The organism is Wolbachia endosymbiont of Oedothorax gibbosus, assembly GCF_936270145.1.
Classification (GTDB): Bacteria; Pseudomonadota; Alphaproteobacteria; order Rickettsiales; family Anaplasmataceae; genus Wolbachia.
The window spans coordinates 122,694-135,769 of the sequence record NZ_OW370537.1; the positions used below are offsets into that span (position 1 = coordinate 122,694).

The window sequence follows — 13,076 nt, forward strand, 5'->3', positions numbered from 1 at the left end:
TATGCACATATTAACATTTAGAAGGTCAAAATGAAAAAATTATTTGCTTTAGCTATATTATCTACTGTTTCTTTGGCAAAGCCATGTTTTGGAGTTGATTGGATTAAAGATAGGATCTATACTTCTTCATCATATGGCTGGCTTGGTATTAATTATGAGCTTGGCTATCATTATACAGATAGCATAAAAATTTCAGCTGGTCCTGTAGTCAAATCTGTTTTGTTTGGAGGATCTTTGGCAGAGAGCTAGGATTCATGGCAAAGCTTCATTATCATCATAAATTTGAAAGTACGGATATTACTCCTTATATTACTTTTGGTGTAGGAGGTGGAGCTAAAGTATCTCACCCAGCACAGCAAGATCAACAGCTAGACGTAGAAAAGTTTTTTTCCTACCAGATAGGTTCTGGTATTAATCTTCCACTTTCTGAGAGAACGAATGTTTTCGCTGGCTATAAACTTCACAAGTTCAGTAATTTTTCTCATGGGTTTGAACTTGGAATGAGTTTTAATTTATAAGCTCCGATTGAAAGCTTTTATTAGCATCGTAAAGTTTCTATGAGACTAAGAGAATTTAAGAGTAGTAAAGTTTTAAAACTTTACTACTTGCCAAAGGAAAGAGGATAAAGATAGAAATATTTCATGTTTTTTATTTATATTGACAGTATAAGCAACATCGTTTACGATTAAAGTTAATAACAATAATTTATATTTATCATGTTTGCAGTAATTGAGACTGGTGGGAAGCAATATTTAGTAAAAGAAGGCAGTATAATAAAAGTAGAGAAGTTAGAAGCTGAAGAAAAGGGAGAAGTGGAAATCAATAAGGTGATTTGTGTTTCAAATAATGGCTTATCTTGTTCATCTAATGCTACTGTTAAAGCTGAAGTATTGGAGCAGTGTAGAGGAGAAAAAATTATAATCTTTAAGAAAAAAAGAAGAAAAAATTACCGTAGAAAGACTGGTCATAGGCAGTATATAACTATTCTTCGTATCAATGAAATTAATCTTCAAAAGTAAGAGGTAAGATATGGCAACTAAAAAATCAGGTGGTAGTTCCTGTAATGGTAGAGATTCAGCAGGTCGTAGGTTAGGAATAAAGAAGAATGGGAAGGTTATTCCTGGTAACATAATTGTGCGCCAAAGAGGCACAAAATTCCATCCTGGAAAGAATGTTGGTATAGGTAAAGATCATACGATTTTTGCTAAAATAGAAGGCTGGGTTAGTTTTAGGAGGTCAGCAAATAAAAAGACTTTTATTGATATCTTGCCTACAGATAATATGAAAGCTTCAGCTTGAATAAATCAGGGGTCTGTAGCTCAGGTGGTTAGAGCGCACGCCTGATAAGCGTGAGGTCGGAGGTTCAACTCTTCCCAGACCCACCATTTTGTTCGTTCGAACTTTTCTCTATAGCAGTTTTGGTATTGTATGAGCAGGAACCTAGAGTATGAGTTTATATAAAAATTTAATAACCAGTGAGTCAGTGGCAGCTGGTCATCCAGATAAAGTAGCGGATCAGATTTCAGATGCAATACTTGATGAATATCTTCTTACTGATCCTTTTGCGCGAGCTGCAATAGAGACTTTAGTTACAAAGGATAATGTTATTATAGCTGGGGAAGTGTTTGGGCCTAACATTGAGAATAGCAGGATTGAAAGTATTGTAAGGAATACAATAAAAGATATTGGTTATGAGCATGATGGTTTCCACTGGAGAAAAGTGAAGGTAAATATACTGCTGCATGAGCAATCAAATGACATTGCAATAGGGTTAGATCAAGGTGCTGGGGATCAGGGCATAATGTATGGCTATGCAACAACAGAGACAGAAAACCTTATGCCAGCACCTATTTTTTATGCGCATTTGATTCTGAAAAATATCATGAGCGCAGTTAAAGAAGCAAAACTTGGTCCGGATGCAAAATCACAAATCACTTTGGCGTATGAGAATAACCTCCCGGTACGTGCTGAAAGTATTATTGTCTCAATACAGCACCCTGAGAATTTGGATCAATCAAAAGTAAAAGAAATAATTTACCCTTACATAGTTTCATCTTTACCTGAAGGATGGATATGTCCTGAGGAAAATCTCTTGGTCAATCCAACTGGTAGATTTGTTATTGGTGGGCCAGTTGGTGATTGTGGATTAACCGGACGAAAAATTATGGTTGATACCTATGGAGGTTACATTCCACACGGTGGAGGGGCATTTTCCGGAAAAGATGCAACCAAAGTTGATAGATCTGCAGCTTATATGGCAAGATACCTTGCTAAAAACATTGTTTTTGCCGGCTTGGCCAAACGTTGCCTTGTGCAGCTTTCTTATGCAATTGGTATATCACAACCTACTTCATTTTACATTGATACATTTGGCACGAATACAATAGATGAAGAGAGGATTAAAGGGTTTATTGAAGGTAACATAGATTTATCAACTAAAGGCATAATCGAACGTTTATCGCTTAATCGCCCTATATATAAACGTACAGCCTGCTATGGGCATTTTGGTAAAGAATCGGAAAGTGACGATGGATTTTCTTGGGAAGGTATGGACTTATCTGATGATCTTTGTAGAGAATTCAATATAGAAGGTAATAGTAAAATTTCTTTAGATTGCTAAAATTTTTGATTTACAGCCCTATATTTATATACTAGCTTATTGTTGAAGTATAATTGCTTTTTCATAATCATTATACTGTATTAGTGATAATTATTATATTCAGTTTTTATTGTGAGGCTCATTAAAGTGTATAACGAAATAGAAGGAGAACTGTACAACGTAATTGTAAAAGAGCTTTTCGATCTTATTGATAGGATGAAAGAACATCCTTTTTATGTTGAAATGATGAATGGTACTTTAGATTATAAAAGATTTAAATTTTACCTTCAGCAGGATTTTCTATGTTCTGTAGATTGTGCTCGTGCTCATTTAGTTGTTGCAGCTAAAGTTAATGATGTTGAAACAGTAAGTAGGTTAATTGATATAGCAAAAGGAGCATTTGATTTTCGAGAACAATATAAAAAATATTTCGAGGATTGTGATCTATCTGATAATCATAAAAAGTCAAGAGCTTGTTCTGCCTGTGTTGACCTTTTCATGAGTACTGCGTATCACAATTCTGTTACTGAGAACTTAGTGTTGTCTTATTCTCTCTTTAATGTATACCAAATTGTTATATGCCATATGGCAAATGAGATAACAACTAAGGGGATTAAAAATAACAAATACAAAAAGTGGATTGATATCTGTAATAGCAAAGGAATGGACGCGGTGGTTGAGGAGGTTAGTGATATTACAAGTAGGCTATACAAAAGAGCTAGTGACTGTGAAAAGGAAAAGATATATGAGCTTTGTAGGAAAGGGCTGGAGCTAGAGATAATGTTTTTGGATGAGGCATATTGCTCTAATATACCTCAATAAAAACGCATTAGCACAAGTTGTTTACGTTGGCAGTATTATAGTGTTCAGTGGTATAATTAAGAGTTGTTATGGATCAAATCTTTTGAAGGATATAATTAAGCATCCTTTTAATGTTGAATTGGAGAATAACACTCTAAGTATAGAAAGTTTCAGATTCTATATTCAACAAGGTACATTACTCTTGAGTGATTATATTCGTACCGTCTTAATTACTGCATCCAGGGTAGAAGGCTGTAACAATATTGTTTCACTTATTAGGGTGGCTCGAGGGGCAATTGCTATTGAGAGAATTTTGCATAACCACTACTTTGCTATATATGCTATAAGTCGTGGAGAGAAATCTCTTGAGTGCTTAAATTTTACTAATTTTCTTTTGTCTACCTCATATAGCAACACTTATGAAGCCATAACAGTTTTGTATTCTTATATGTTTATATACAAGACTATCGTTGATAGTATGAAAAATAGATTCAAGAAAAATAATAGATATAAGGATTGGTTTGATTGTTATAGCGGTAGTTTTATAGAATCTGGATGCATTATTTTGGAAAATATTGTTGATGAATATTGCAGCAGGGCAAGAGAAAGTGAAAAGAGCAAGATGCTTAAGTTATTTAGAATAAGCGCACAATTTATGTTAGATTTTTTGAATAGCACATATAATTTTTCACAATTCAATCAAGATTTTAGGGAATATTGACAATTTTAAGCTAGTTTGTATCCTTAATAAGTATTTTTTTAAATGCTATGAAAAGTAAAGAACATGATTTTCATTTAGTGGATCCAAGCCCTTGGCCAATTGCTATATCAGCAGCAATTCTTATTCTTGCACTTGGATTAGTTGGTGCGCTTCATAAACAAATTTTCGGAATGTTTTGTTTAGTTCTGGGAATCTCCGCAGTATCAGGGGTGCTGTTCTATTGGTGGAGAGATGTAATAAGGGAGGCCATTTATGACAAATGTCACACTGCCATTGTAAAACATGGACTCAAATTTGCAATGTACTTATTTATTCTCTCGGAGGTCGTATTTTTTATAGTGTTCTTTTGTTCATTCTTTAAAGCCTGGCTTGATCCAGTTTTTTTATTTGAGGCATTTTCTCCTGCAAAAAAAGTTGAATGGCCCCCTGAGGGAATTTTGCCACCTGATCCGTGGTCACTACCATTCATGAATACATTAATATTATTGCTTTCTGGTACAACAGTTACTTCAGCACATCACTCTTTACTTGAAAATGATAAAAAGAGCATGATTAAAATGCTGTCCATAACTATATTGCTTGGGGTTTTTTTTATAATAGTGCAAGCAATAGAGTATCATGAAGCGAGTTTTTCTCTACAAGAAACAGGAGAAAAGCTTATTTATACATCTAATTTTTATATGATTACCGGTTTTCACTGCGCACACGTTATAATAGGAATAATATTTTTATCAGTGTGTTTATTTAGAGCGCGGAAAGGCCAGTTTACACCTCAGGAACATTTGTGCTTTGAGTTTGCCTCCTGGTATTGGCACTTTGTAGATATAGTCTGGATATTTTTATTTTTATTTGTCTATTGGTTAAGCGTTTATTAAGTGGTTAAAATAATAGGTCTAGATCCAGGGATAAGCAAGACGGGGTGGGCCATTATCGACCTAAACGAAAAAAATAATATTGAATTTTTGGGTGGCGGTACCATATCAACTGACAATAAGCTCAATACAGATGAACGCCTATATGTGATTTTTGAACAATTAAAGAAAGTAATTTTCCTATACTCTCCGAATGAAGCTGCGGTGGAGAAAATTTTTGTTAATAAAAATCCTAAATCTTCACTAACTTTAGGATATGCAAGAGGGGTTGTAATTTTAGCGTTAAAAATAACAAAACTAACTATGAATGAATATGATGCAAATTATGTAAAAAAAAGCATTACCGGAAATGGCCATGCTGATAAGGATCAGATTATATTTATGGTGAAGCAGATAGTTAAAAATTTGAATATAAAATGTCACCATGCTGCTGATGCTCTTGCTGTAGCAATTTGTCATGCTTATACGAAAGGTTCTTGTTTTGTTGAGTAACTTTTATATGAGATTCAGTTTGAAGATTTCCAGATCTGGAGAAATTATTTAATTGCATTTATCTTGTCTAACGTTCGTTGCAAAATAATACATGCGGAGATTTTATCATCTATTTTTTTCGATTTTGTGATTGATATTCCAGTGATTTTTAGTGCATGAGTTGCCATAGATGTGGAGAAGCTTTCGTCTTGTAAGTATATATTTACTTTATATTTTTTTATTATTTTATTTGCGAATTGGATTATGGTTTTACACCATTTAGTTTCTTGTTCGTCTATTTTTAATGGTAGTCCTATTACCATTGATCCAGCTTCATTTTCTTTAAATATTCTATGCAGATAACCTAAATCTTTGCTCATATTTTTCCTATAATATACACTATGAGCTGTGGCTATAAGCTGTGTTTTATCGCTAAATGCTATGCCTATTTGCTTTTCTCCCATGTCAAGGCACATTATGCGCTTATCTTTTGGAATAGACTTTAGAAACTCATCTGGACTTTTATGTAGCATCTATTGACACGACAAGCATTCATCGTAGTCAATATCTGTTTTTTGTTGTAATATTTCACTTTTTTTGAATATGTCATGCGAGACCTTATCGGCTCTCTGCATTGATTGTGATCTGCAGTAATATAAGCTCTTCAATCCTTTTTTCCAAGCAAGCATGTGTATTTTGTGCAAGTAACGTTTATGTACGTTGGCAGGTAAGAACAGATTTACTGATTGAGATTGACAAATGTGCGAAGTTCTATCACTTGCATGTTCTATAATCCATCTTTGGTCAAGCTCGTACGCTGTTTTAAATGTCAATTTTTCATGCTCACTAAGAAAATCTAAATGCTGAACGGAACCCTCGTTTGTTGAAATTGAAGACCATATTTTATCATTGTCTTGATTTTTTTCTGCTAATAGTTTTTGCAAGAATTTATTTCGCACTACAAATGAGCCTGTAAGTGTCTTTTGTATGAATACGTTTGCTGCGTATGGTTCTATTCCAGGGGAGGTATTACCTGCAATAATGGAGATCGAGGCAGTAGGAGCAATAGCGAGTTTGTGTGTAAACCTTTCCATTAGATCAACTTCTTTGGCATCAGGACATGCCCCCTTTTCTTCTGCTAATTTTTTAGAAACTATATCTGCTTGCTCGCGTAAATACTTAAATATTTTTTTATTCCATTGTTGTGCTGTTACTGATTCAAAAGGAACCATTTTGCTTTGTAGAAATGAATGAAAACCCATAACACCAAGACCAATACTGCGTTCTCTTATTGCAGAATATTTTGCTCGCTGCATTTCACTTGGTGCTTTATTTATGAAATCTTCCAATACATTATCAAGAAAGCGCATTATATCTTCTATGAAGAGTTTATTGTCTTTCCATTCTTCGTAGTACTCAAGGTTTACAGATGATAGACAACACACAGCAGTGCGTGACTTATTCAGGTGATCATAACCTGTGGTTAAAGTTATTTCACTGCATAGATTTGACATCTTGATGTCTAAGGTGAGCTTTTTGTAAGATTCTGGCTTATTGTTATTTGTTGCATCAAGGAAAATAATGTAAGGTTCTCCAGTTTCAACTCTTGCTGTTAATATTTTGATCCACATATCCCGCGCTTTTACAGTTGAAATAACCTTATTGTTGTGAGGGCTTATTAAATTCCATTCTTGATCATTCTCAACAGCCTGCATAAATTTATCTGTTACTATTACAGCATGATGTATATTTAACGCTTTGCGATTTGGGTCACCGCCTGTTGGCTTGCGTAAATCCAGAAACTCTTCTATCTCCGGATGAGATACAGGAAGGTAGACTGCTGAACTTCCTCGCCTTAGGGATCCCTGACTAATTGCAAGCGTTAGAGCATTTTGTACTACAATAAATGGAACAATTCCTGATGTTTTACCACTGCCTTTTACACTCTCACCAATTGAACGTAAATTTCCCCAATAACTACCTATGCCTCCACCACGTGCAGCAAGCCAAACATTTTCATTCCATAAGTCAACTATTCCCTGCAAGCTGTCTTCGGTTTCATTAAGAAAGCAAGAGATAGGCAACCCTCTCTTGGTGCCACCATTGCTGAGTATTGGTGTTGAAGGCATGAACCACAAATTGCTCATGTAGTCATAAAGACGCTGCGCATGTTCTTTATTATCAGAATAGTAATTAGCAATACGTGCAAAGAGGTCTTGATAACTTTCATTTTCTATTAAATACCTGTCTGATAGAACTGCTTTTCCAAAATCGGTTAATTTGCTATCCTTTGCGTAATTAATAGTAATGTTATTCATAAAATTCCTTTTATTCTTTTATTATATATAGATACTTAAAAGTCATTTTGAGCGATTTTTAAGTTGGATTTTTCGGACTTTTTTGTTGATGCTGTAATGCAAACAAGATACCGTCAACCTGACTGCCATATATTTTACAGTAACTCATATAATTTATTTGCATATTTATTTCTTTTGCAACATGTTGAACATAACTTTCTGAGTGACAAAAATAGTCTCCTTTGTTTACAAAGTCAATACCTTCACCTTCTTTTCTTCTTATTAAACATACAATAACCCCTTTTTTGCTCGTAGATCTTTTTGCTAATGCCAATTCTTCTTGAAAGTCATGTAGATAATGTAGCACTTCAGCAAAGATAATTACATCATACTGCTGGTTTTTCTCTTGTTTAAGAAACTCTTTCATTTCCATATGTATTAATTCATTGTAAACAGGCTTACCTTTTATAAAGCATCCTCTTGCGATATTTAGCATTCTACTTGAAATGTCAATTCCTGTTATGTGGCCTCCAGTACTATTTATTTTCAAGAAATGACCACATATTCCAGTCCCACAACCAAGGTCAAGTATATTGAGCTCAGAAGTGGAGTTGTTAAAGATTTTTGTAATTATCATGTGTATAAGTTCATGCCCTCTATATTGTTTGGCAATCAACCAATGCTCAACAAAATATTCGCCTGTGTAATCAAAATATTGTCTTATAAGATTTTTGGGCAATTCTGTAATAGGCGCTGAGTTTGTCATTTTTTTTATATAGTAAGATGCCTCCTCGTGGTCACTATCTAATTTTAGTGTCTTTGTTAAATAATTATAAGCTTTGTTAGTATTCCCTACCGCAAAATGACACCTTCCGATGTTATACCAGACTATAGGTAAATGGGGGTAAAATATGCTAATTAACCAAAATCGTAACTTTGCATCTGATATGCTACCTTTATAAAAGTGATATAAACCGATTTCAATGTTGGTATTTAACAGGTTCTTAGATTTTTTAAGAAGCACTGTCATTTCTTTATAAAGAGTATTATATTTATTCACAATGGAGTATTTTACTTTCTTAATATTTAATACGCTAATGAGCTTAGACATACAATTTAAAGCAACGTTTTTTATAAAAGAGAGATTACTTTTCATACATTAGAAATACTCCGAATGTTCATTATCATTTTTAGGCAATTGATTTTAACACATTTTATCTTACAAAGTATCTTTTTCATTAATTTTTACTGTATATATAAGTTTACCGCATATTTCTCAGATTATACTGTTTAGGATTGCTAGTATATTGTTGTTGATAATATAAGTAAATATTTTGTGCAAAAAGGCGTTGACATATTATTTATTAGATTATAATATATAAAAGATTAATTTAGTTTTTAGATGTTTGACAAGTTTTATGGTAGAGATTAGTTTAATCTCAATTCAATTTTAATAATATTTAACTCTGCATATTCTGCATATAGTCGGATAAATAAATTATTAAGAGCACTTGATGGATGCCTTGGCGTTAAGAGGCGATGAAGGACGTGGCAGGCTGCGATAAGCTGTGGGGAATTGTCAACAAATTTTGATCCGCAGATTTCCGAATGGGGAAACCCAATTAGCTTAGCTAATTATTACATACTAAGTATGTAAAGCAAACTTGGTGAACTGAAATATCTAAGTAGCCAAAGGAAAAGAAATCAACCGAGATTCTGTTAGTAGTGACGAGCGAAAGCGGAAAAGGCTAGTGATTTAAGAATAAGAATTAGAATACTCTGGAAATAGTAACCATAGAAGGTGATAGTCCTGTATAAGTAGAAAGTTCTTAAATCCTTGAGTAGAGCGGGGCACGTGAAATCCTGTTTGAATATGGGGGGACCATCCTCCAAGCCTAAATACTCCTTAACGACCGATAGTGAACAAGTACCGTGAGGGAAAGGTGAAAAGAACCCCGGGAGGGGAGTGAAATAGAATCTGAAATCAAGTGCTTACAAACAGTTGGAGCTCTATATCAATTTATTGATATTTAGAGTGACAGCGTACCTTTTGCATAATGGGTCAGCGAGTTAATCTATGAAGCAAGCTTAAGCCGTTAGGTGTAGGCGTAGCGAAAGCAAGTCTGAATAGGGCGTTTTAGTTTTATGGATTAGACCCGAAACCAAGTGATCTAGTCATGACCAGATTGAAGGTGTGGTAAAACACACTGGAGGATCGAACCAGTTAATGTTGCAACATTATTGGATGAGTTGTGATTAGGGGTGAAAGGCCAATCAAACTTGGAAATAGCTGGTTCTCCGCGAAATCTATTTAGGTAGAGCGTTGTATGTATGTTGTTGGGGGTAGAGCACTGGATAGACTAGGGGGATTCATCATCTTACCAAATCTAACCAAACTCCGAATACCAACAATTAATTATACAGCAGACACACTACGGGTGCTAAGTCCGTGGTGAAAAGGGAAACAACCCAGATCACTATCTAAGGTCCCAAAATTACAGCTAAGTGGGGAAGGAAGTAGAAAAACCATTACAGCTAGGAGGTTGGCTTGGAAGCAGCCATCCTTTAAAGAAAGCGTAACAGCTCACTTGTCTAAATAAGTTTTTCTGCGCCGAAAATGTACCGGGGCTAAAGCTGTATACCGAAGATGTGAGTACTTGTTGATTTCGATCAATGGGTGCGGTAGCGGAGCGTTCCGTAAGTCTGTGAAGGTGGTTTGTGAAAACTGCTGGAGATATCGGAAGTGAGAATGCTGACATAAGTAGCGTAAAAGAGTGTGAAAAACACTCTCACCAAAAATCTAAGGGTTCCTACGTTAAGTTAATCTGCGTAGGGTTAGTCGGTTCCTAAGGCGAGTCCGTAAAGGAGTAGTCGATGGCAATTAGGTTAATATTCCTAAACCTCTTAAGTGTGACGGGTTTCGTATTTGTATAGATCTTATTGGATTGATCTATGCTTAAAAGAAGCTCCAGGAAATAGCACTTATATTTATGAGGCCGTACCGCAAACCGACACTGGTGGATGAGTAGAGTATACTAAGGTGTTGAAAGAATGATGTTGAAGGAACTCGGCAAATTATACCTGTAACTTCGGAAGAAGGGTAACCTGCTTTTAGGCAACTATGAGTAGGTGGCACAAAATAGGGAGTAGCGACTGTTTACTAAAAACACAGGACTCTGCAAACACGTAAGTGGAAGTATAGGGTCTGACGCCTGCCCGGTGCTGGAAGGTTAATAGGAGGGGTGCAAGCTCTAAATTGAAGCCCCAGTAAACGGCGGCCGTAACACTGACGGTCCTAAGGTAGCGAAATTCCTTGTCGGGTAAGTTCCGACCCGCACGAATGGCGTAACGATTTCTCCACTGTCTCCAACATCACTTCAGCGAAATTGAATTCCCCGTGCAGATGCGGGGTACCCGCGGTTAGACGAAGAGACCCCGTGCACCTTTACTATAGCTTTACATTGCTATTAAAAGTGTGATGTGCAGGATAGGTGGGAGACTTTGAAGTTATGGCGCTAGCTATAATGGAGTCAACCTTGAGATACCACCCTTTACACTTTTGATATCTAACTATGTTTCATTATCTGGAACTAGGACATTGTATGGTGGGTAGTTTGACTGGGGCGGTCGCCTCCTAAAAAGTAACGGAGGCGTGCGAAGGTAAGCTAGAGCTGGTCGGAAATCAGCTTGATAGTATAATGGCATAAGCTTGCCTGACTGCGAGGCTGACAAGCCAAGCAGAGACGAAAGTCGGTCATAGTGATCCGGTGATTCTGTATGGAAGGGTCATCGCTCAACGGATAAAAGGTACGCCGGGGATAACAGGCTGATGGTGTTCGAGCGTTCATAGCGACGACACCGTTTGGCACCTCGATGTCGACTCATCACATCCTGGGGCTGAAGAAGGTCCCAAGGGTTCGGCTGTTCGCCGATTAAAGTGATACGTGAGTTGGGTTTAGAACGTCGTGAGACAGTTCGGTTTCTATCTGCCGTGGGTGAAGGAAATTTGAGAAGGTCTGACTCTAGTACGAGAGGACCGAGATGGATATACCTCTGGTGTACCAGCTGTTATGCCAATAGCATCGCTGGGTGGCTATGTATAGATGGGATAATTGCTGAAAGCATATAAGCAAGAAACCCTCTTCAAAAAGATTTCCCAATTAAGGCCGTGGAAGACTACCACGTTGATAGGCTAGGTGTGGAAGCATGGTAACATGTGAAGCTAACTAGTACTAATAGCCTGATTGATTTATTTGCTTTCTATATGTGTGTATGCAGTGTTAAATATTAAGTTAAAATTGTTAAGTTAGAAATTTTTATTGACTTGGTGGCTATAGCAAAAATGAACCACCCGATCTCATCTCGAACTCGGAAGTGAAACTTTTTAGCGCTGATGGTACTTGAAAAGGGAGAGTAGGTCGCCGCCAAGTTTATAAAAATTTCTTTTTATCGCCTTTTAATAATTTTTTTATTATGAGAAGTTGCTTCTATGCTCAAATCTAATAATTGCGGTCTAGGCTTATTCTTATTCTGCTCTAAGTATTGACTTTGCTCAAATGCTAATTCCCATTGTGTACGATAACTAGATTCTTTATATTCATAAAAATCTTCTTTAACATTATTTGTATTTATATTGAGATTTTTATCTTGTTCTTTTTCACTCTCTACCATCACACCCATTAACTTATTTTAAAAATTTTACTTATGTTATCATAAAAAATATAGTTGTAAATACCTTAATTGAGATTTTTTTTTATTTTATCTTTTTTAAGCAAATAGTTAGATCTTTTTGTAAGTTTTTATAACTTGCTTGCATAATGTTTCTATGAGTTAGTATTATGTAGTAGTGTCCTATATTGCTTATATTTAAAATGTTAATTTTAGCAAGTACTCGTAGTTGCCTTTTTATTTTATTTCTTTTTGCTGCTTTCCCGGCTTTTTTACTGATAGCCAGACCTACTCTAATAGTATGAATGTACTTTTCAGGTTCTCTTTCTTTTATAGCGTATAGTGATATATAAAGCCCACGATAAAAAAGACTGCTGAGTGCTAATTTATTTTTGAAAGCAGAGGAAAAATCTTTTTTTTTATACTTACTATGCGCATAATTTGTTACACCCTAATGAACGGCGCCTATTAAGGATTTTTCTTCCAGCTCTTGTTGCCATACGTGAACGAAATCCGTGTCTACGCTTTCTTATCAAATTTTTTGGTTGAAATGTTCTCTTCATTGTTTTTATATTAATATAATTATTTATTTTAAATTGTTTTACTTTATTGTCAAATAATGGTGAACTTGTATGACATTTTCGTAG

At 35.5% G+C, this 13,076-nt stretch carries 14 protein-coding genes, 1 tRNA gene, 2 rRNA genes and 1 pseudogene; 12 read left to right on the plus strand and 6 right to left on the minus strand.

Features of this window, described 5'->3' with window-relative positions:
• Positions 1-30 precede the first annotated feature (30 nt).
• The 10 genes from NBW37_RS00600 (at position 31) to ruvC (ending at position 5,485) form a co-directional block, all read left to right on the plus strand.
• On the plus strand, positions 31-249 hold the full coding sequence (locus tag NBW37_RS00600; protein WP_250296515.1) for a hypothetical protein: 219 nt from the start codon (positions 31-33) through the stop codon (positions 247-249).
• Positions 250-254: 5 nt separating this feature from the next.
• Entirely contained in the window at positions 255-518 is a 264-nt protein-coding gene (locus NBW37_RS00605) for a P44/Msp2 family outer membrane protein (RefSeq protein ID WP_250296516.1), read from the plus strand.
• Positions 519-716: 198 nt separating this feature from the next.
• Positions 717-1,019, plus strand: a complete 303-nt coding sequence (gene rplU, locus NBW37_RS00610; RefSeq protein ID WP_250296517.1) for a 50S ribosomal protein L21 — start codon at positions 717-719, stop codon at positions 1,017-1,019.
• 10 nt (positions 1,020-1,029) lie between these two features.
• Entirely contained in the window at positions 1,030-1,299 is a 270-nt protein-coding gene (gene rpmA, locus NBW37_RS00615; protein ID WP_010082252.1) for a 50S ribosomal protein L27, read from the plus strand.
• 9 nt (positions 1,300-1,308) lie between these two features.
• A tRNA-Ile gene (locus NBW37_RS00620) sits at positions 1,309-1,385 on the plus strand.
• 62 nt (positions 1,386-1,447) lie between these two features.
• The gene (metK, locus tag NBW37_RS00625) at positions 1,448-2,620 is read left to right on the plus strand and encodes a methionine adenosyltransferase (RefSeq protein WP_250296518.1); all 1,173 of its coding nucleotides are present in this window, start codon (positions 1,448-1,450) and stop codon (positions 2,618-2,620) included.
• Between the two features lie 126 nt (positions 2,621-2,746).
• On the plus strand, positions 2,747-3,421 hold the full coding sequence (locus NBW37_RS00630; protein ID WP_250296519.1) for a thiaminase II/PqqC family protein: 675 nt from the start codon (positions 2,747-2,749) through the stop codon (positions 3,419-3,421).
• The gene (locus tag NBW37_RS00635) at positions 3,390-4,121 is read left to right on the plus strand and encodes a thiaminase II/PqqC family protein (RefSeq protein WP_250296520.1); all 732 of its coding nucleotides are present in this window, start codon (positions 3,390-3,392) and stop codon (positions 4,119-4,121) included. Before NBW37_RS00630 ends, NBW37_RS00635 begins: the two co-directional genes overlap by 32 nt.
• A gap of 47 nt (positions 4,122-4,168) precedes the next feature.
• Positions 4,169-4,996, plus strand: coding sequence for a cytochrome c oxidase subunit 3 (locus NBW37_RS00640; protein ID WP_250296521.1), 828 nt, complete (start codon positions 4,169-4,171; stop codon positions 4,994-4,996).
• Positions 4,997-5,485, plus strand: a complete 489-nt coding sequence (gene ruvC / locus NBW37_RS00645) for a crossover junction endodeoxyribonuclease RuvC (RefSeq protein WP_250296522.1) — start codon at positions 4,997-4,999, stop codon at positions 5,483-5,485. It begins immediately after the preceding gene.
• Positions 5,486-5,529: 44 nt separating this feature from the next.
• Here the strand turns inward: ruvC and ruvX are convergent, their stop codons facing one another.
• The 3 genes from ruvX to NBW37_RS00660 are packed head-to-tail and all read right to left on the minus strand — an operon-like array spanning position 5,530 to position 8,917.
• Positions 5,530-5,997, minus strand: a complete 468-nt coding sequence (gene ruvX, locus NBW37_RS00650; protein WP_250296523.1) for a Holliday junction resolvase RuvX — start codon at positions 5,995-5,997, stop codon at positions 5,530-5,532.
• Positions 5,998-7,782, minus strand: coding sequence for a ribonucleoside-diphosphate reductase subunit alpha (locus tag NBW37_RS00655; RefSeq protein WP_250296524.1), 1,785 nt, complete (start codon positions 7,780-7,782; stop codon positions 5,998-6,000).
• A gap of 58 nt (positions 7,783-7,840) precedes the next feature.
• Positions 7,841-8,917 (minus strand): methyltransferase domain-containing protein, encoded by a 1,077-nt coding sequence (locus NBW37_RS00660; RefSeq protein ID WP_250296525.1) that lies wholly within the window; start codon positions 8,915-8,917, stop codon positions 7,841-7,843.
• A gap of 335 nt (positions 8,918-9,252) precedes the next feature.
• On the opposite strand from NBW37_RS00660, the gene NBW37_RS00665 reads away from it, so the two are divergent.
• Together NBW37_RS00665 and rrf are read left to right on the plus strand one after the other, a co-directional pair.
• Positions 9,253-12,018 (plus strand): 23S ribosomal RNA (locus NBW37_RS00665).
• A gap of 66 nt (positions 12,019-12,084) precedes the next feature.
• Positions 12,085-12,191 (plus strand): 5S ribosomal RNA (gene rrf, locus NBW37_RS00670).
• Positions 12,192-12,207: 16 nt separating this feature from the next.
• On the opposite strand, the gene NBW37_RS00675 is transcribed toward rrf, so the two are convergent.
• From NBW37_RS00675 to rpmH, 3 genes and pseudogenes are all read right to left on the minus strand, one after another.
• A complete protein-coding gene (locus NBW37_RS00675) occupies positions 12,208-12,432 on the minus strand; it encodes a hypothetical protein (protein WP_250296970.1) in 225 nt (74 codons plus the stop codon).
• Positions 12,433-12,514: 82 nt separating this feature from the next.
• A pseudogene (rnpA, locus tag NBW37_RS00680) lies at positions 12,515-12,790 on the minus strand (ribonuclease P protein component); the annotation flags it as partial.
• Positions 12,791-12,857: 67 nt separating this feature from the next.
• Complete coding sequence (gene rpmH, locus NBW37_RS00685; protein WP_006279898.1) at positions 12,858-12,992, minus strand: 50S ribosomal protein L34; 135 nt, start codon at positions 12,990-12,992, stop codon at positions 12,858-12,860.
• Positions 12,993-13,076 lie beyond the last annotated feature (84 nt).